Origin of the sequence: Campylobacter hyointestinalis subsp. hyointestinalis (genome assembly GCF_013372145.1) — a bacterium.
Taxonomy (GTDB): domain Bacteria; phylum Campylobacterota; class Campylobacteria; order Campylobacterales; family Campylobacteraceae; genus Campylobacter; species Campylobacter hyointestinalis.
This window is the reverse complement of the sequence record NZ_CP053827.1, coordinates 1171031-1187289: the sequence shown is the minus strand read 5'-3', so window position 1 is coordinate 1187289 and position 16259 is coordinate 1171031. Positions and strand designations below refer to the sequence as shown.

Sequence of the window (16259 nt, the reverse complement as noted above, 5' to 3'; positions counted from 1 at the left end):
CTTTGCTTATAAAACATAGATCAAAAATAACGAACCAAGGGCTATCCTGTAGATTCCAAAGCTGATATAGCTAAACTTAGATACGAATTTTAAAAATAGTTTGATAACTATCAAAGCTACTATAAACGCCATAAATCCACCGACTAAAAACATCCATAAAGCTTCTTTGTTTTGCACGAAAATATCTGCATTTTTGTAGCTATCATAAGCAGTCGCGGCAAACATAGTAGGAATAGCTAGTAAAAAGCTAAATCTAGCCGCAACTTCGCGACTAAGTCCGCAAAGCAGACCCGCGATGATGGTAGAGCCGCTTCTTGATGTGCCAGGTATCATAGCAAAGCATTGTGAAAGTCCTATTAGAAAAGCTTGTTTGAAGCTTACTTCGTGCAATGTTTTCGTGTCACCCTCATAGTTTATCTTTTTATGCCAAAGCTCAACTACGATAAAAACGATACCACCTATGATGAGCATATAAGCAACGGTACTTGGCTCAAAAAATGTTTTTATGTGCTTGTAAGCCAAAAAACCGATGATGGCTGTAGGTACAAATCCTATAGCAAGCTTTATCCAAAGATTAAAATCCTCTTTTAATCTATCAAAAAACATAAACACAACTGCTAAGATACTTCCTAGCTGGATAACTACTTCAAAGCATTTTAACACGCTTGTTTGCTCAAGCCCTAGTAACTTTGCGCTAAGTATCATATGTCCAGTCGAGCTAACAGGCAAAAACTCGGTCAAGCCCTCGACTATTCCTAGTATTATGGCGCTTAAAAAATCCATTTAATTCCTTATTATATTGTTTAAATTTGTTATGTTTTCACTGATACTTTTTGGTGAGTAAGCAGCACTTACTATGGCTATTAGATCAGGCATAAGAGTGCTAACTTCTTTTAAATTTAGAGCATTTATACCGCCTATGACACAGATAGGAATGCTCAAATTCTCTTTTGCTTTTTTTATGGTATCGTGGTCGCAAAGAGGGGCGTTTGGTTTGGTTTTACTCATATACATCGCTCCAAAAGCAACGTAAGAAGCGCCATCTCTTTGAGCTTTTAGCGCTAAATTTATATCGTTGTAGCAACTAACTCCTATAATGGAGTTTTTGCCTAGCAATTCTTTTGCTTTTTTTATATCTTCATCGTCTTTTCCGATATGAACACCGTGTGCACCGCAAGCTTTAGCCAAGAATGGATCATCGTTTATGATAAACTTTGCGTTAAAGTCATCACATAAGCCAGCTATTGATCTGAGTAATCTTATATCGTGATCTTGTATTTTATTTCTGTATTGAATGAACTTGATACCAGAATTTAAGAGCTCTAAAATTTGCCCAGAGATACTATTTTGCGGAGTAAATTCTTTGTCTGTTAAAACATATAATTGACACATTTCAAGCCCTTAAATTTAGCCCTAAAGTAGGGCTAAGCTATTTTAGATCGTATTTTTCAAGAAGTTTTTCGTATGTTCCGTCATTTTTGATATCTTCTAAGGCTTTGTTAAATTTAGCTAAAAACTCGCTATGTTTATCTTTGTCAAACGCCATTGCAAAACCGTCACTTCCATCGTTTTCTTCAAGCCATTTTACTATATCGGTGTTTTTCTTAAGATAGCCGTATCCTACTGAGCTATCTACTATCACGACATCGACTTTACCAGCTTTTAGATTCATAATGCTTCCTGCTATGCCCTCTGTGGCTATGACTTTTGCACCTTTTATCTCATGGGCAACGCTTTCTTGGACTGTGCCTAGCATTGCACCTATTCGTTTTGTCTTGAGGTCGTCTTTTGAAGTGATCTCTTTGTCGCTCGCCATTTTAAGATACAAATTTTTTGTATAAAAATACGCATTTGAGAAATCAACTGATTTTCTTCTTTCAGTTGTAGCGCTCATGCTAGCTGCGATAGCGTCTATCTTACCGGCTTTTAGAGCAGGTATCAAAGCGTCAAACCCGACTTTTATAAATTTATACTCAAATCCAGCTTTTTTAGATATAGCATCTACTAGATCTATATCAAATCCCGCTATTTTATTGTGTTCATCCACATAGCCAAACGGAGGATACTCAGCGTCTGAGCCAAATATCAACGTTTTAGCATTTGCTAGGTTTAGCATCAATAATAAAGCAAAGATAAATTTAAAAACCCTATTCATCAAACTCTCCTTTTTATTTGTTTGAGACTATTTTAGATTGTATTTTTCAAGCAGCTTATCATAAGTACCATCATTTTTTAGCTCTTGGGTTGCTTGGTTGATCTTTGCGATCAGATCGGTATGTTTGTTTTTATCAAAAGCTATAGAAAAGCCTTCGCTACCATCAGGTTCTTTTAAAAACTCGGCTAGGTCTTTGTTTTTGTTTAAGTAACCATAACCTATAGAACTATCTACTAAAACAGCATCTACTTTGCCGTTTTTAAGTGCCATTATAGCTGCAAATATATCTTCGTTTGCCATAACTTTAACGCCTTTTATAGAGCGAGCTGCTATTTCTTGGACGGTTCCTAATTGTACTGCGATTTTTTTACCCTCTAAGTTTTGCTTTGATGTTAGATCACCGTTTTTCGCTTGTTTAATAAATAAATTTTCCGTAGTATAGTAAGGCTTTGTAAAACTTACTGCTTTTATGCGATCAGGAGTTGCGCTCATAGCTGCTGCTACTGCGTCTATTTTACCTGCTTTTAGAGCAGGTATAAGCCCATCAAAGCTCATATTTACTATCTTATACTCAAATCCTACTTTTTTTGATAGAGCGTCTATAAGATCCATATCAAAACCAGCTATTTTATTTTGTTCATCTATGAATTCAAATGGAGGATAAGCGGCATTTGTGCCTACTCTTAACACGTCTGCGGCGTGGGAAAAACCGGCTGCTACACAAGCAGCAACGATAAATTTAAAAAAACTTTTCATTTTGTTTTCCTTTTCTAGTGATTTAGTATCTTGTTTAAAAATTCGTTTAAACGTGGATGGGTGCAGTTTTCAAAGACATTTTTTGGCGTATCATCGACTGCGATGATACCTTTATCCATAAAAAATATCCTATTTGCTACGTTTTTAGCAAATCCCATTTCGTGAGTTACTACAAGCATCGTAAGCCCGTCTTTGGCGACTTCTTTCATAATGCTTAAAACTTCGCCTATCATCTCTGGATCAAGTGCGCTTGTCGGCTCGTCAAAAAGTATGATATCAGGCTCCATAGCAAGGCTTCTAGCTATAGCTATGCGTTGTTTTTGTCCACCGCTTAGCTTATGAGGATAAGCGTTTGCTTTGTATGAAAGTCCGACTTTTTTTAGTAGTTCGTTTGCTCTATCGTTTGCTGTTTTTAGATCGCAAAGTCCTGTTTGGAGTGGGGCAAGCGTGAGATTTTGCATTACAGTTTTGTTTGCAAAAAGATTAAAATGCTGAAATACCATAGATACTTTTTGGCGAATTTTATTTATATTGATCTTAGGATCTAAAATATCTACACCCTTTATAAAAATATGACCGCTCGTAGGCTCTTCAAGGCGGTTGATACAGCGTAAAAAAGTACTTTTCCCGCCGCCGCTAGGTCCGATGATAGCTACGACTTCACCTTTTTTTATCTCGGTGCTTATGCTGTTTAAAACTTTTAAATTTCCGTAGTTTTTTACTAAATTTTCTATCTTAATCATTTTTGTTTAGCCTATTTTCTAAGAGTTTTGCAAGAAGTGAAAAGAGTTTGACGTTTGCGTAGTATATAACTCCTGCAAACAAGATAGGCTCGGGACTAAATAGAGTTGCTTGCAAACTTTTACTTTGCATAGTAAGATCAAATATACCTATAAGTCCGACGACCGAAGTCTCTTTAAATAGGCTTATAAACTCATTTGCAAGAGCCGGAAGTATATTTTTAACAGCTTGAGGAAAGATGATCTGACGCATAGAAACGCTATAGCTAAGTCCCATAGCGCGAGCCGCTTCCATTTGACCTTTATCTACGCTGTTTATACCGCTTCTTACGATCTCAGCAACGTATGCAGAACTGTTTAATCCAAGAGCTATTACCGCGGCGTAAAAGTTGTCGCTAAGAGTAGCAAGTATGACAAAGGCAAATATCATAAGTTGCAAAAGTACAGGAGTTCCTCTTACTATGTCTATGTATTCGTCTATGATAAATGATAGGATTTTGATATTTAAAAACTTTAAAAAAGCTAGTATAAAGCCAAGTACGATACCTATGAAAATACCACCAAAAGTAAGTCCTAGCGTAGTAAAATACGAATCTACATAAGCGCCTTTTTGGGCATCTGTTATGCTAACTGGATAAGTGTAGCAAATTCCTATAATTATAATGGCTATGGAAAATATAAATTTAAAAGTTTTTTCATTAAGTAAATTTGTCAATATAAAACCTTGCTTAAATTTAGAATAAATGTAAATTATACAAAAAAATATATATTTTTAAACTTAAATTAGGTAGAATGGTCGAATGTTATTATATCGGAGGTTTGGATGAGTTTTAGTGTTTATATAGCGATCACGCTGTACTTTGGTGTTTTGCTTATCATAGGTCGTATATCTTACAATAAGCGTTCAAGTTTAAATGAATATCTACTCGATAATAGAAGCTTAGGCCCTGTGATGACTGCGCTAAGTGCCGGAGCTAGCGATATGAGCGGCTGGATGCTTCTAGGACTGCCAGGAGCTTTGTATCTAAGTGGTATAGCAAATATGTGGATAGCTATCGGGCTTAGTATTGGAGCATGGGCAAACTATAAATACCTTGCAAAACGTATAAGAATTTATACCGAAGTCGCGAGCGACAGCATAACTATACCAGATTTCTTGGAAAATAGATTTAAAGATAGAACGAAAGTTTTGCGTATAATATCTGGTGTATTTATACTCATATTTTTTACGCTTTATGTAAGTAGCGGGATAATCGCCGGTGGTAAAACTTTTGAGAGCTTTTTTGGACTAAATTTTAGCTTAGGAGCTATTTTTACACTTTTTATAGTTGTGTTTTATACATTTTTTGGTGGATTTAAAGCAGTGTGCTTAACAGATGCGTTTCAAGGCACTCTTATGTTTTTAGTGCTTGTTTTGATACCAGTAGTTGCTTTTTTAAATTTAAATACTCCGAGCGATAGTTCATTTTTTACTGAATTATCGAAGTATTCTCAAATGGCTGGAAAAGATCACTTGAATTTATTTGCTGGACAGAATTTTCTTGGTATATTAGGGCTGCTTGCTTGGGGACTTGGGTATTTTGGACAACCTCATATAATAGTTAGATTTATGGCTATAAGAAGTTCTAAAGAGCTAGATAAAGCTAGATTTATCGGTATATCGTGGATGGTTTTAGGACTTATCGGAGCTATGGCTAGCGGACTTATAGGCTTTGTGTATTTCAATCAAATAGGAATGCCTTTAAAAGATCCTGAAACTGTGTTTTTAAAGCTGGGAGAAGTATTGTTTCATCCATTTATAGTCGGCGTGATCATATCTGCTGTTTTGGCTGCGATCATGAGTACTATATCTAGTCAGCTTTTAGTAAGTGCCAGTTCTATTACAAGGGATTTTATATTTGCCTTTTATAAAAAAGAAGTTAGCCAAACGACTCAAGTTTTAGTCGGTCGTTTCGCCGTTGTCATAGTGGCGATAACTGCTACTTTTATAGCGTTTAATTCTACTGATACTGTTCTTGGAGTAGTGGGAAATGCGTGGGCTGGATTTGGAGCTAGTTTTGGTCCGGTACTTTTGTTTAGTTTATACTCTCGTCATATGAGCGCACTTTCTGCACTTTGCGGTATGGTGGTTGGCGGCGTAACTGTATTATTGTGGATAGTTTTTGGTCTTAGCGATGTAGTTTATGAGCTTCTTCCTGGATTTGTATTTGCTTGTACGGCTATAGCTATTGTAAATAAATATAACGATATGATAAAAAAAATGTCACGTGAGCCGAATTTGTCTGTGATAGGTGAAGAATTCGATAAAATGAAGCAAAGAAGCGAAAATAAGCTTTAATGAAAAGAAGCTGGAATTAAGTATTTATTAAGTAAAAAAGGTATATAATTCCAACTTCAATTCAAGTGGGTTCATAGCTCAGTTGGTTAGAGCATCCGGCTCATAACCGGATGGTCCCAGGTTCGAGTCCTGGTGAACCCACCATCTGAATGTTTTTATACCTTTTTATTCATTCATTTTTATTCATCAAAACTACTAAAAAATTGATATTTTAAGTTACAGATAAATTGATCAAAAATCTAAAACCAAAAGATAAGCTATATTGTAAAAGCGATTGATCAAATTTGCAAATTAAAACAACACCGACAGTTAAAAAATATTTGAGCTATGATACAAAAGCCCGAGAATTACGTCGTTTAGAACATTATACCTTCCCTAAATTTGGTTTTATGCGACATAAGGGTGTAACTCCTACAGATATCTTAAGCCATTAGAAAAATGGATAAACTAGAAACTCTCAAACGCATATTTAATCTACTCAATCAAATCTTTAAAAAAGTACAAATTTAATAACACGTAATATAATAGTTGATATAAATTTTAAATATACTTTCAAACAAAGCAAAGAGAGGAACTTTTCAACTTTGAAAGAATACAACTGTAGATATAAAACTAAAATAGCTTTAAAGCTAAGATTATACATACTGCTTTAAGACCTTTTAATGTACGTGCTTTAGAGTGGAGGAGAAGTAGACTTTGACAATAAATTTTTGTGATAAATGCTGAAAAAATGAAGATGAAAAAGGAATTTTATATTGCCTATGTCAAGACAAGTAGAAGAGATATTAGGAGAGCATAAAGAATACTCTATAAATGGTAGTAATTTTTTATTTAATTTTTATAATTAGCGAAAAACGCCCTATGAGTAAAATACTATAAATATAGCCATTAGAAGACTCTGATTTGATAAAGATGAGCTAATATCTCACAGCTTAATTGTATTAAAATATATATCATTGTCCACACAGTACCTCAGATTTTTATCTTTGGTGATAGTCAGATGAGCTTTTAACACTTCTAGCTTAGCTTTTTGTTTGACAAATGTGCTTTTATATCCGTTTGTAACGCTTTGGTGGTGTTTGGCTTGTGATATTTGAATAGCTTGTAAATTTGCTATGCGGTTTGTTTGCTCTGCAAATTTAAGGCTGGTTAGCTCTTTCTCCATCATATTAAACGCTTTGATAAACTCGACTTTCCATCACGGGTGATGTTATATATCGGTTGCTGTTTGTTTTGCGAATTTAGATAAAATCCAGCTTTAAAATTTGCTAATTTAAACTCATAATCAAGTAAATTTTTAATTAGTCTTAAAATATTATGGTGGTTTTTTCCAAAAACTTCAGCTATTTTAAGACTGTCGGCGAATATATCATCGCCGACAATTTCAAATTTAACTTCTACATCGTTTATATTGATTAAGGCACTCATTTTTTAAGCTCCTTAATCTCTTTTTCAAGTCTATAAACCTTAACACTAAGCCCTAAAACTAAAGTCGATATAACAACTACTAAAATATCTAACATAACAGCTCCTTTATGATATAATTTTAAAGGGTAAAAGATGTCAGGGGCTTTCGCCCCTTTGCTTACCGCTTTATCGCTTGAATAATTGCCGTTATCAAGCAGATAATCGCAGTGATTAGCTCGAGTACTTCACTGTGAGACATCTTTTACTCCTTTCTATCAAAGTCCTTATTTGTCCTTTGATATGATAATTATATCCTTAATAGGACTAAAAATCAAGAGTAAAAGTATAGAATTAGTAATTTTTGTAGATTTTTAGTATAAAATAGGACTAATCATTTTTGATTAGTCCCTTAAAAAGTCTTTGAGATTATTTTTAAAGTCTTGACTAGCTTTTAACTCTTTTTTTAAAGCTAAAATTTCAAGATACATATTTATAGCTTTTTTCATCGGATCACTAGCTTCGCTTGTTGCTGCATTTTTTAACGCACTCTCGCTATATCCTATCATCTCACCAAGCTGTTTATAAGTCAAATTTAGTTCTTTGCAAGTTTGTTTTATTAGATTTTCATCTTGCATTTTTGCTCCTTTGTAATTTAACCTTAATAATTATAGCGAATTTTGCTGTTTGGTGTAAAAGTCTTTTGTATCTGTTGTAAACATAATACGCTCCATTTTAATTTTTACTTTAAAATAGAGCGTTAAAGTTTAAGTTAGTGTTGGTGTTTTTTATCTTTTTTATAAGCTTTTATATAGGCTATAATGCAACCTATGGTTAAAGCCGTAGAGAGAATTAAAAAAAGGCTACTCATTGTCTTTACTCCTTTTTTTTCAGTTTAGTGGCGATATACATTATAATAATGCCCTCAACCACTGCTAAAGCACCCTCTAAGGGAGCACCTGCAAACTGTCAAGCAAAGGCACCATTTACAAAGATACCTAAGCCTATGTTTTTTATTACTTCGTTCATTTTGGTATTCTACCACAACTTACTAAACTTAACAACTCTATTTTAAATAACTTATACAGCGTTTTACTGTATTTGTATCGTTATTATACAAAATATTTTTGTATTTGTCAATAGTATTTATATAAATATTTTGTAATTTATATCTGTTTTTACAAAATTTTTATGTATTTTATAGGTATGATTTAAAATCGCACCTATAAATTAGCTATTTTTTATCTCATCAATAAGTTTTAAAATGGTATTGATTTTATCGACTTTGTTTTTAAGGTGATGGTTTTCAAGAACTAAATTTAAGCTTTTTTGTGTTTGGAGTGGTAAGTCGTTGGCATTTGCTACCCACTTTTGGACTGATACTAAATGAACCCCTAAAATCTCGCTTAATTCTCTTTGCGTAATGCCCAGCTCACGGCATACTCTTTTGACTATGTTTTCATCTTCGCTCATTATCTATCCTTTGTAATTTAACCTTAATATTATAACAAATTTCATCTTTTATACTTTCTAAATTTGCAAACTCTTTTACGCTCATCTCTTTTGTGATGAGATGTTTATACTTTTTCAGTGTTTTATAGCTCATCTTTAAATCTCCTTTGATAATATAATCCAAATATACATAACGCCCAAATAGTGATAATAATGATGTAAAACATATAAATCCTTTAATTAGTTTTTAAATCTTTATATTTTTATATAATTTTTATATAATTTTTAAAAAAGAGGTAAAAATGAAAACAAAAATGTATCTTCAAAAAAAGCCAAAGATAGATGATGTAAAAAACTATGAAAACAATCTAAAAGTAAGCTATGAAGCTTTGCGTAAAGATTTGGATATAGTTTTGACTTCACTCATACCAAATCAGAAAAATCTAATAAAAACTTACTTATGGTTAAATACCTTTATGATAGGTATTTGTTTTTTGGCTATAAATAATATTAGTGATAAGAATGCAACATGGTATTTATATACAAGCATATATGTCTGCATAATTTTAAGTTTTTCATCTATTTTTATACTAATTAAGGCGCTTAGTCATCGTGCATCTAAATCACTTGGTTGTTTTGATATGTCTGAAATATCAAATATACAAGATGGAATTTATGCACACTGCGAATGCCTTACAAAACTTATAAGCTCAACACAAAATGCACTAAATCAAAATTTGGATATAATCAAATATAGATCAAATTGGATACATGATAGTTTTTACTGGCTTATTGGTGCGTTTATATTTTTTATGCTTACCTCGATATCTTTTACACTTAAGGATATAATTTCAAGAAAGGAGGTAGACAAAATGGCAAATGATAATAAACCAGTAATTAGCAAAGATGTAAAGCCAGTTACTACAAACATAATTACAAATAATAAACCAATTCAAACTAATGATAGTGGTATTATGGCAAATAAACAAGTTCCACCACAAAAACCACAATCAAAAGATACAAATAAGACTAAAAAGTGATTTCTATCCACGCTTAGCAGAGCGTGGACAACTCAATCAAATAAAAATAACCAACTAAACATCATTATCAAGATAAATATAATCCAGTCATCCATGTTGTGCTCCTAAATTAGGAATTTACTTTGATAGCCCTACACAAAATAATTTATGAATGTCACGAATAAGAAGAACGTGTATAGGGTTGTCAAAACAAATAATCCACTTAAAAAGTATGTTAAAGAACATATGTATTGATTTTTAAAGTATTATTTTGTATGTGTAAAGTATAAAGAGTTATTTATTTCAACAGCTCTTTATAACTTTCTTTTATGAATTTAGAAAAGTTTTTGCTATCTAAAAAGTAGTTTGGATATGCACTTTTAAGCTGTTTTACTTTGTCAAGAGATATTAAAACAACATCAAAATATGCATTTGTTTCTAGTGCTTGATAAAACATCTTAGCTTCTTGCTCTTGTTTTTTTGGCAAATCCACGTATAAAAAGGCTGTTGTTTTTGACATCAAGATACATAACGTATAAATCAAATGTTTTTTTGTTGGTGCTATCTTGTATTTCTTTGCTAGTTAGTGCAATGGCTGATAAGTGCTTTAAAATCTCGTATTGATTGTCTATTTCTTGTATTTTTCTATAATCTGAACTTTTGATAAGTGCTTGTATTCATCTGATAGAGTTGTTTTTTCCTTATAAGCTATAAGCACGAATCAGAGTTTAAAAAACTCTTTTTTATACTCTAGTCCTTCGCCAAGCTTTAAATTTAGTGATGATTTAAGTGATAAAATCTCAACTGCTGTCGCCCAGTAGTGCTGAAGTAGTGTACGTATCTGAAGCTCAACGCTAAGCCCAAAACTATCTTTATGTGGTCCTTTTTTGTAAATAAAGATTTGATGAATACCTCTATAACCGTCTTCTTTAGGTCTATTTATATAATCTTTTGAGCTTTTAAAGCTAAAGTTTCGATTTTTAGAATATGTTTTTTGCATATCATCAGCAAAATCATAAACTTCGCTTATGGTATTAAATACTGTTCTAACTCCTGCTATGTCTTGCATCTGAGATAGTCTCATAGTATGGAAGCGTTTAAGCTTCTTTTCGATAGAAGGAAATCTTTTTAATCTCCTAGCTGTGATAACAGGCTTAAGTCTTTTATTTCTTGCTACGGTAGCTAAACAACGCATTATAGGGATGTGTAATTCTCTGTATTTGTTTAGCTCGTTTATGGTAGCTTATGATACAGGAGTTTCATCTCTTATTGATTTGCCTATTTTATTTGGCTCGATATTACGTAAATTTTGTTCGCTCATTATCTATCATTGTCTTTATTTTGGGTCGTATTTTTAATAAAATCATTATATAAAAAACAGGGTGTAAATTTAATAACCCTTAACAACTATCCACAAACAAATGAAATATTTAGCCGATTTTATCGGCTTTTGATTTAACCATTTTGAGTGCAGGGCGTAGAGCGGTTAAAATGCTCTAAAAGTTTGCTCTCATCTGATAGTTTTATGTATAAGTATAATTTATATCTATACCCATTTTTATCAGTGCGCTTCCACTGCATAATTGTATTATACGGCAACCCAGTTATTTCAGATATTCTTTTATCTGAAAGTCCTTTTTTTGTTCTTATCTCAACCATTATTTTATTTCTACCTCGTCTATGTTTATTTTTTTCTTTTATTAATTATATTTTAAATTAGTTATTATTTGTTTGTTTTATATAAATCAAAGATTTTAAAGCACTATGAAAACCGATTAATTTAATTATAAAATTATGGTAAAACTATACGCAAAATATAGTAATGGTTTTAAATCCTAAAAGGATAATTATACATGATATTTACTTTATTTTTGACATAATTTTACATATTTAAGCTAGAAAAATGGTAAATTTATACTAAATTATTCATAATTAACAGTTAAAAATCACTTCATTCAATCATAAAAAAATAAATCCACACTAAAATATTTATCCACATAAAGTTATAAGGTGTAAGTTTTAAATCCTACAAGGATAAATTTATACCAAGGGCTTTTAAAATGATATACAATAAACAAACAGGCTCAAAATCCTAAAAAAAAGAAATTTTCAGTAGATGTATATTCCAGCAAATAAATGCAAACAAGGATAAAAAATCAAAAACAAAGAATTCAAGATAACAGAAACAGATCACAGTATGGAATGCTCAAGAGTGGATAACTTAGAGTTTGGATAATTTTATTCAAACACTAAATAAAGATTTTGGTAATAAAGGATATGCTGCAAAGTTTGTAGCTCCTTTTGAGTTAAAAATTGTGATTGTAGAAAAAATCACAATTTAATTGTAATTTTATGAAATTGAATGATAATGAATGAAAGCTTAATTTTTGCTAGATGATGATTTTAAAGTAATTTGTAAGTATTTTGAAAATGATTGAAATTGGATTTTGGTGGAGGTGTGCAATTGCCATTTTAAGCCTTTAAATGCTGATTATAACATTGTTCAAGCCTTTTTTTTATTAAATTTTACAATCATAAATAAAATTACTATAATGTTAATTTTTTATCTTTGTATTTTTGTAGGATTTTTTATTTCTTACTTTTGATTTATGTATGTCTAAATTTACTCTACTTTTTTGACTAACCTTAAAGTATAGAAAATATTACTTTTCATACACAAATCTTACTCTAAGTAAGATACTATAATCTTACGAAAAGCAATATATTTGTAAGGAGCAATGATGAAAAGTTTTGCAGAAAAACTAAAAGAGTGCATATCGGCAACAAAAGGAATAGATACCGTGATACTAGCTAAGGCTATGGATGTATCGCAATCTTCGGTAAGCCAGTGGTAATTAGGGCAAAAAATAACGATAAAAACTAGGAAATACGTAATTTACTTTTTAAATTTATCTACTAAAGCTAAAAGCTCATCTAGGGTTTTACCTTTTTCGTAGTTTTCTAGCCAACTATCAACCCAACCGGGCAAGGCGTTTGTTTGCTTCCAATTTGTTACGCCTGTATAACTCATTTTAACCATTTCGGAAAAATCTTTTTTACTTAAATCGATTGATTTTAGTTTATATTCAAATTCGTCATAATTCATTTGATACCTTTTATAAATAAAATATTTGTTATTTTACAAAAAAACAACTAAAATATTTATAAAACTATTGACAATATAACTAAAATATGTTATAATTCACTTATAAAACAAATAAATCATTTGTTTTAAATCTAAAGAAAGGAGTTAGCGAAATGGCAAAGTTAGATTTGATGATTAAAGTAGCCGCTTTAATCTATATAATCTCAAAGATTATTCAGATATGGATAGTCTAAGAGCGGAGGCGAAAGCCTCTGACTTATGCCATTTCGTTAAGCCTATTTTAACACAAGGAGCTTAAAGATGAGTGAAATTTTAGAAGTAGTAGAAGTTTTGTTGCTTGCATACATTGCGATTAACATCCACAAATTAAATTTAAATGATAGAAAATGACAAAAGTAACAAACATAGACGAGTTCGTAGAGCTAATAAACGAGACAGAAGATACAGAGTTTCAAATCAAAAACGTAAAATTTGAAATCTTAAGACACGATGATTGTGTCACAATAACAGATGAAATGGGCGGAGTTTATGGCGTTTTATAACAAGATGATTGCTATTTGCCATTATTTGAAGAAATAAGTAAGTTTTAAAAGAGCGGTCGCGCAACCGCTCTTAATATCAAACAACAATGAAATACTACATCAGAGCTGTAGAAGATGAGTATCTAAAGGTAGATAGAGATATCTTATCATCAGAATTCTTGGTATAATTATATCTTTAATTCACACCAAGGACTAAATTTGATACTTTGTGATACAAATTACCCTAGTATTTTAGATGATATATGCGATGAGCTTACTAAAGCAGAGATTGAGCTTGTATTTGTTAGTAGTGATGAAATGCAAGAGATAAATAAAAAAGAGAGAAATATAGATAAAACTACAGATGTGCTTAGCTTTCCACTTGAGTATGTACCTCATTTCCCTATTGGATCTATTGTTATAAACAGTAATTTAGCTAGTTCAAAATCAAAAGAGCTAGGGCATAAAGTAGAAGATGAGATAGCTTTATTATTTACTCACGGACTGCTTCACGTATTAGGATTTGATCACGAGAATGATGATGGAGAGATGAGAAGAAGAGAGATAGATATCATAGAGAAATTCTCTCTTCCAAAAAGTTTAATTGTTAGAAGTGGTTGTTAAAGCTGAAGTTAGTAAGTCATAAATTTGGTCTTGTATGTTAGCTAATGCTAAATTTAGCGCGTTTATAGCATTTTCTTCGCTAAATTTATCAATACTTTTTGTTTGGCTTAAGACGCTGTTTACTAGAACTTTTTTATCATTATTGACACTAACAAAAGCGGAAATTTTAGCTTCGTTTTGGCTGACGTAGATGTCTAGTATGGTTATTTTTAAATTTAAAAAACCTTCTTTGCTCGATAAAACAGGCTTAAATTTGCAGTGATTTTGTAGATAATCTATCAAAGATTTATAGATCATCACGTTTGGATATGAGGCGAATTTCGCATCTTTTAGATATGAAATTTGACTATTTTGCTTATAAATTATATTTCTGCTTTGATAAATATCTAACATTTTTATCTTATCTATAAATACATCTATATTTGCACTTCTATCGCATTTGAAATTTGGTTTAGCTACATTTTCAAGCTCGTAGTATCTGCTTTGTACGCCTTGTTTTGCTATACATCCGCTTAGCAAAATGGCAACTAGTGTTATAAATAAATATTTCATTTTTTATCTCCTGTATCTTTAAAGAAAAACTCGTATGGATTATCTTCTAATCTAAATAGTGTATTTTGTATCTCTGCTATTAGTCCGTTTAGTTCAGATAGCGTATCGTTCGTATTTTGCAATGTAGGTGAGATTATACTTTTGAAGTCATATTCGCCACTTTCTATCTTTTTTGTTAGCAACATTTGCGTTTGTTCTAAAAGTTTTGCTTGGCGCTTAGCATCAACTAAAAAGGCATTTAATTGATTTGCTAGCTCTTCAAATTTGATCTTGCTAAGTGCAGACGCGGTCTTGTTTGTGCTACTTAAGATAGTTTTTATATGTTCAATGTTTTCTTTGGAATTTAAAAAAGAGCTAAATTTATTTATCGAATCCAAAGTCTGGCTAAGGGCTTTTATATTTTCATCGCTTAGAAGTTCGCCAAATTTTGAGAGTGTTAAATTTAGTCTGTGAGATACATTTACCGCGCTATCTCCTATCTTTGCTAGTAGTCCTTGCTCCATAAAAATGACGGGTTTTTCATCAGCAGCAAATGTACGCGCTTCAGGGGAGCCTTTGGATATATTTATGCTAGCTATCCCGCTTATACCTTGAATTTCGACTACGGCGACGCTATCTTTTTTTATAGGTAGATCTTTTTTAATGCTGAGTTTTATCTCGATAGTAGCAGTTTTTGGATCGCTAAAATATATATCTTTTACGATACCTGCTGGAACTCCTATGAACCTTACTTGTGCATCTTTTTTTATGCCGTTTGGTAGCTCTTTTGTCTGTATATAGTAGCTTCTATACTCCTCTGCGTTTCCGTTTTTGTTCATAAACAGCAAAAAAACTACCGCAAATATCATAACTATACAAAAAAATGCTCCAGCTATGAAATACGAACTTTTACTTTCCATCTAAACTCCTCATCATAAAAAGCTCCCTTAAAGGATTTTCTTTAAATTCCAAAGCGCCTCTAAGATCACCTTCATAGGCTATCTTATGGTCGTATATTATCAAAAATCTATCTAAAATACTAAAAATACTATCTATATCGTGAGTTACCATAACGACAGTTACTCCAAGACTATCTCTAAGATCGCAAATGAGCCTATCGAGCGCTCTTGCGCTAAGTGGATCAAGCCCTGAGTTTGGCTCATCTAAAAACAAAATTTCAGGGCTAAGAGCCAAAGACCTAGCAAGCGCAACTCTTTTTTTCATACCGCCACTTAGCTCACTTGGATATAAATTTGCTGCTTCAGCGTTTAAACCCACTTTTAAAAGCCACATTTTAGCTATATCGTCTATATCTTTTTTATCGTATTTGCTATATTCTCTAAGCAAAATTCCTATGTTATCCAAAACACTCATACCACTAAAAAGAGCGCCGAACTGGAACATCACGCCCATTTTTAAGCGGATTTCTTGACGTTGTTTTAAATTTGCTTGCCATAAATTTACGCCATCCATAAATATATCGCCGCTTGTTGGCTCTTTTAGGTAGATAAGAGTTTTTAAAAGAGTAGTTTTCCCACTTCCACTTCCGCCCAAAAATCCGTAAATTTCACCACGTTTTATGCTAAAACTTACGTTATCGTGCATAATGCGTT

Annotated in this window: 22 protein-coding genes and 1 tRNA gene; 5 read left to right on the top strand and 18 right to left on the bottom strand. The window is 32.1% G+C overall.

Going from position 1 to position 16259, the window contains the following annotated elements:
- Positions 1 to 6: 6 nt before the first annotated feature.
- The 6 genes from CHHT_RS06175 to CHHT_RS06150 are packed head-to-tail and all read right to left on the bottom strand — an operon-like array spanning position 7 to position 4366.
- Positions 7 to 783 (bottom strand): undecaprenyl-diphosphate phosphatase, encoded by a 777-nt coding sequence (locus tag CHHT_RS06175; protein WP_034963873.1) that lies wholly within the window; start codon positions 781 to 783, stop codon positions 7 to 9.
- Positions 784 to 1392: a thiamine phosphate synthase gene (gene thiE, locus CHHT_RS06170; RefSeq protein ID WP_034963871.1), complete on the bottom strand. Its 609-nt coding sequence runs from the start codon at positions 1390 to 1392 to the stop codon at positions 784 to 786.
- 37 nt (positions 1393 to 1429) lie between these two features.
- A complete protein-coding gene (locus tag CHHT_RS06165) occupies positions 1430 to 2155 on the bottom strand; it encodes a transporter substrate-binding domain-containing protein (RefSeq protein WP_034963869.1) in 726 nt (241 codons plus the stop codon).
- A 27-nt stretch (positions 2156 to 2182) separates the two neighbouring features.
- Positions 2183 to 2911, bottom strand: coding sequence for a basic amino acid ABC transporter substrate-binding protein (locus tag CHHT_RS06160; RefSeq protein WP_034963867.1), 729 nt, complete (start codon positions 2909 to 2911; stop codon positions 2183 to 2185).
- 14 nt (positions 2912 to 2925) lie between these two features.
- Entirely contained in the window at positions 2926 to 3654 is a 729-nt protein-coding gene (locus CHHT_RS06155; RefSeq protein ID WP_034963865.1) for an amino acid ABC transporter ATP-binding protein, read from the bottom strand.
- Positions 3647 to 4366, bottom strand: a complete 720-nt coding sequence (locus CHHT_RS06150; RefSeq protein WP_034963864.1) for an amino acid ABC transporter permease — start codon at positions 4364 to 4366, stop codon at positions 3647 to 3649. Before CHHT_RS06150 ends, CHHT_RS06155 begins: the two co-directional genes overlap by 8 nt.
- Positions 4367 to 4474: 108 nt before the next feature.
- On the opposite strand from CHHT_RS06150, the gene putP reads away from it, so the two are divergent.
- Both putP and CHHT_RS06140 read left to right on the top strand, forming a co-directional pair.
- The gene (putP, locus tag CHHT_RS06145) at positions 4475 to 5989 is read left to right on the top strand and encodes a sodium/proline symporter PutP (RefSeq protein ID WP_034963862.1); all 1515 of its coding nucleotides are present in this window, start codon (positions 4475 to 4477) and stop codon (positions 5987 to 5989) included.
- A 67-nt stretch (positions 5990 to 6056) separates the two neighbouring features.
- Positions 6057 to 6133 (top strand) — tRNA-Ile (locus CHHT_RS06140).
- A 781-nt stretch (positions 6134 to 6914) separates the two neighbouring features.
- On the opposite strand, the gene CHHT_RS06135 is transcribed toward CHHT_RS06140, so the two are convergent.
- The 5 genes from CHHT_RS06135 to CHHT_RS06115 all read right to left on the bottom strand — a co-directional run bounded on the left by CHHT_RS06135 (position 6915) and on the right by CHHT_RS06115 (position 8999).
- A complete protein-coding gene (locus CHHT_RS06135) occupies positions 6915 to 7157 on the bottom strand; it encodes a hypothetical protein (protein ID WP_034963861.1) in 243 nt (80 codons plus the stop codon).
- Complete coding sequence (locus CHHT_RS06130) at positions 7154 to 7417, bottom strand: Rha family transcriptional regulator (RefSeq protein ID WP_051663807.1); 264 nt, start codon at positions 7415 to 7417, stop codon at positions 7154 to 7156. The genes CHHT_RS06135 and CHHT_RS06130 overlap by 4 nt, the downstream gene beginning before the upstream one ends.
- Positions 7418 to 7797: 380 nt before the next feature.
- Complete coding sequence (locus tag CHHT_RS06125) at positions 7798 to 8031, bottom strand: hypothetical protein (protein WP_034963859.1); 234 nt, start codon at positions 8029 to 8031, stop codon at positions 7798 to 7800.
- A gap of 592 nt (positions 8032 to 8623) precedes the next feature.
- Positions 8624 to 8866: a helix-turn-helix domain-containing protein gene (locus tag CHHT_RS06120; protein WP_034963857.1), complete on the bottom strand. Its 243-nt coding sequence runs from the start codon at positions 8864 to 8866 to the stop codon at positions 8624 to 8626.
- Positions 8853 to 8999 carry a hypothetical protein gene (locus tag CHHT_RS06115; RefSeq protein WP_159428489.1) on the bottom strand — a complete coding sequence of 49 codons (147 nt, stop codon included), beginning with the start codon at positions 8997 to 8999 and terminating at the stop codon, positions 8853 to 8855. Before CHHT_RS06115 ends, CHHT_RS06120 begins: the two co-directional genes overlap by 14 nt.
- A 148-nt stretch (positions 9000 to 9147) precedes the next feature.
- Here CHHT_RS06115 and CHHT_RS06110 point away from each other — a divergent pair, with 148 nt between their 5' ends.
- The gene (locus CHHT_RS06110; RefSeq protein ID WP_034963855.1) at positions 9148 to 9885 is read left to right on the top strand and encodes a hypothetical protein; all 738 of its coding nucleotides are present in this window, start codon (positions 9148 to 9150) and stop codon (positions 9883 to 9885) included.
- 277 nt (positions 9886 to 10162) lie between these two features.
- On the opposite strand, the gene CHHT_RS06105 is transcribed toward CHHT_RS06110, so the two are convergent.
- From CHHT_RS06105 to CHHT_RS06090, 4 genes are all read right to left on the bottom strand, one after another.
- Positions 10163 to 10384, bottom strand: a complete 222-nt coding sequence (locus CHHT_RS06105; RefSeq protein WP_051663806.1) for a hypothetical protein — start codon at positions 10382 to 10384, stop codon at positions 10163 to 10165.
- Between the two features lie 201 nt (positions 10385 to 10585).
- On the bottom strand, positions 10586 to 11059 hold the full coding sequence (locus tag CHHT_RS06100; RefSeq protein WP_051663805.1) for a RelA/SpoT domain-containing protein: 474 nt from the start codon (positions 11057 to 11059) through the stop codon (positions 10586 to 10588).
- A gap of 260 nt (positions 11060 to 11319) precedes the next feature.
- A complete protein-coding gene (locus CHHT_RS06095; RefSeq protein ID WP_074898824.1) occupies positions 11320 to 11523 on the bottom strand; it encodes a hypothetical protein in 204 nt (67 codons plus the stop codon).
- A 1237-nt stretch (positions 11524 to 12760) separates the two neighbouring features.
- The gene (locus CHHT_RS06090; RefSeq protein ID WP_059433269.1) at positions 12761 to 12970 is read right to left on the bottom strand and encodes a hypothetical protein; all 210 of its coding nucleotides are present in this window, start codon (positions 12968 to 12970) and stop codon (positions 12761 to 12763) included.
- 386 nt (positions 12971 to 13356) lie between these two features.
- Here CHHT_RS06090 and CHHT_RS06085 point away from each other — a divergent pair, with 386 nt between their 5' ends.
- Together CHHT_RS06085 and ybeY are read left to right on the top strand one after the other, a co-directional pair.
- Entirely contained in the window at positions 13357 to 13512 is a 156-nt protein-coding gene (locus tag CHHT_RS06085; RefSeq protein WP_159428488.1) for a hypothetical protein, read from the top strand.
- Positions 13513 to 13710: 198 nt separating this feature from the next.
- Entirely contained in the window at positions 13711 to 14115 is a 405-nt protein-coding gene (gene ybeY / locus CHHT_RS06080) for an rRNA maturation RNase YbeY (RefSeq protein WP_034963916.1), read from the top strand.
- On the opposite strand, the gene CHHT_RS06075 is transcribed toward ybeY, so the two are convergent.
- Genes CHHT_RS06075 through CHHT_RS06065 form a run of 3 tightly spaced genes read right to left on the bottom strand, consistent with a single transcriptional unit; the run spans position 14092 to position 16251 of the window.
- Positions 14092 to 14667, bottom strand: a complete 576-nt coding sequence (locus tag CHHT_RS06075) for an ABC-type transport auxiliary lipoprotein family protein (protein ID WP_034963918.1) — start codon at positions 14665 to 14667, stop codon at positions 14092 to 14094. The genes ybeY and CHHT_RS06075 overlap by 24 nt on opposite strands.
- Entirely contained in the window at positions 14664 to 15566 is a 903-nt protein-coding gene (locus CHHT_RS06070; RefSeq protein ID WP_034963920.1) for an MlaD family protein, read from the bottom strand. The genes CHHT_RS06075 and CHHT_RS06070 overlap by 4 nt, the downstream gene beginning before the upstream one ends.
- Positions 15556 to 16251, bottom strand: coding sequence for an ABC transporter ATP-binding protein (locus CHHT_RS06065; RefSeq protein ID WP_051663811.1), 696 nt, complete (start codon positions 16249 to 16251; stop codon positions 15556 to 15558). Before CHHT_RS06065 ends, CHHT_RS06070 begins: the two co-directional genes overlap by 11 nt.
- Between the last annotated feature and the right edge of the window lie 8 nt (positions 16252 to 16259).

What these genes read in the sequence shown, in the direction of transcription:
- CHHT_RS06175 (WP_034963873.1), bottom strand. Translation starts at nt 783, where the DNA reads ATGGATTTTTTAAGCGCCATAATACTAGGAATAGTCGAGGGCTTGACC.
- thiE (WP_034963871.1), bottom strand. Translation starts at nt 1,392, where the DNA reads ATGTGTCAATTATATGTTTTAACAGACAAAGAATTTACTCCGCAAAAT.
- CHHT_RS06165 (WP_034963869.1), bottom strand. Translation starts at nt 2,155, where the DNA reads ATGAATAGGGTTTTTAAATTTATCTTTGCTTTATTATTGATGCTAAAC.
- CHHT_RS06160 (WP_034963867.1), bottom strand. Translation starts at nt 2,911, where the DNA reads ATGAAAAGTTTTTTTAAATTTATCGTTGCTGCTTGTGTAGCAGCCGGT.
- CHHT_RS06155 (WP_034963865.1), bottom strand. Translation starts at nt 3,654, where the DNA reads ATGATTAAGATAGAAAATTTAGTAAAAAACTACGGAAATTTAAAAGTT.
- putP (WP_034963862.1), top strand. Translation starts at nt 4,475, where the DNA reads ATGAGTTTTAGTGTTTATATAGCGATCACGCTGTACTTTGGTGTTTTG.
- CHHT_RS06135 (WP_034963861.1), bottom strand. Translation starts at nt 7,157, where the DNA reads ATGATGGAGAAAGAGCTAACCAGCCTTAAATTTGCAGAGCAAACAAAC.
- CHHT_RS06130 (WP_051663807.1), bottom strand. Translation starts at nt 7,417, where the DNA reads ATGAGTGCCTTAATCAATATAAACGATGTAGAAGTTAAATTTGAAATT.
- CHHT_RS06125 (WP_034963859.1), bottom strand. Translation starts at nt 8,031, where the DNA reads ATGCAAGATGAAAATCTAATAAAACAAACTTGCAAAGAACTAAATTTG.
- CHHT_RS06120 (WP_034963857.1), bottom strand. Translation starts at nt 8,866, where the DNA reads ATGAGCGAAGATGAAAACATAGTCAAAAGAGTATGCCGTGAGCTGGGC.
- CHHT_RS06115 (WP_159428489.1), bottom strand. Translation starts at nt 8,999, where the DNA reads ATGAGCTATAAAACACTGAAAAAGTATAAACATCTCATCACAAAAGAG.
- CHHT_RS06110 (WP_034963855.1), top strand. Translation starts at nt 9,148, where the DNA reads ATGAAAACAAAAATGTATCTTCAAAAAAAGCCAAAGATAGATGATGTA.
- CHHT_RS06105 (WP_051663806.1), bottom strand. Translation starts at nt 10,384, where the DNA reads ATGTCAAAAACAACAGCCTTTTTATACGTGGATTTGCCAAAAAAACAA.
- CHHT_RS06100 (WP_051663805.1), bottom strand. Translation starts at nt 11,059, where the DNA reads ATGCGTTGTTTAGCTACCGTAGCAAGAAATAAAAGACTTAAGCCTGTT.
- CHHT_RS06095 (WP_074898824.1), bottom strand. Translation starts at nt 11,523, where the DNA reads ATGGTTGAGATAAGAACAAAAAAAGGACTTTCAGATAAAAGAATATCT.
- CHHT_RS06090 (WP_059433269.1), bottom strand. Translation starts at nt 12,970, where the DNA reads ATGAATTATGACGAATTTGAATATAAACTAAAATCAATCGATTTAAGT.
- CHHT_RS06085 (WP_159428488.1), top strand. Translation starts at nt 13,357, where the DNA reads ATGACAAAAGTAACAAACATAGACGAGTTCGTAGAGCTAATAAACGAG.
- CHHT_RS06075 (WP_034963918.1), bottom strand. Translation starts at nt 14,667, where the DNA reads ATGAAATATTTATTTATAACACTAGTTGCCATTTTGCTAAGCGGATGT.
- CHHT_RS06070 (WP_034963920.1), bottom strand. Translation starts at nt 15,566, where the DNA reads ATGGAAAGTAAAAGTTCGTATTTCATAGCTGGAGCATTTTTTTGTATA.
- CHHT_RS06065 (WP_051663811.1), bottom strand. Translation starts at nt 16,251, where the DNA reads ATGCACGATAACGTAAGTTTTAGCATAAAACGTGGTGAAATTTACGGA.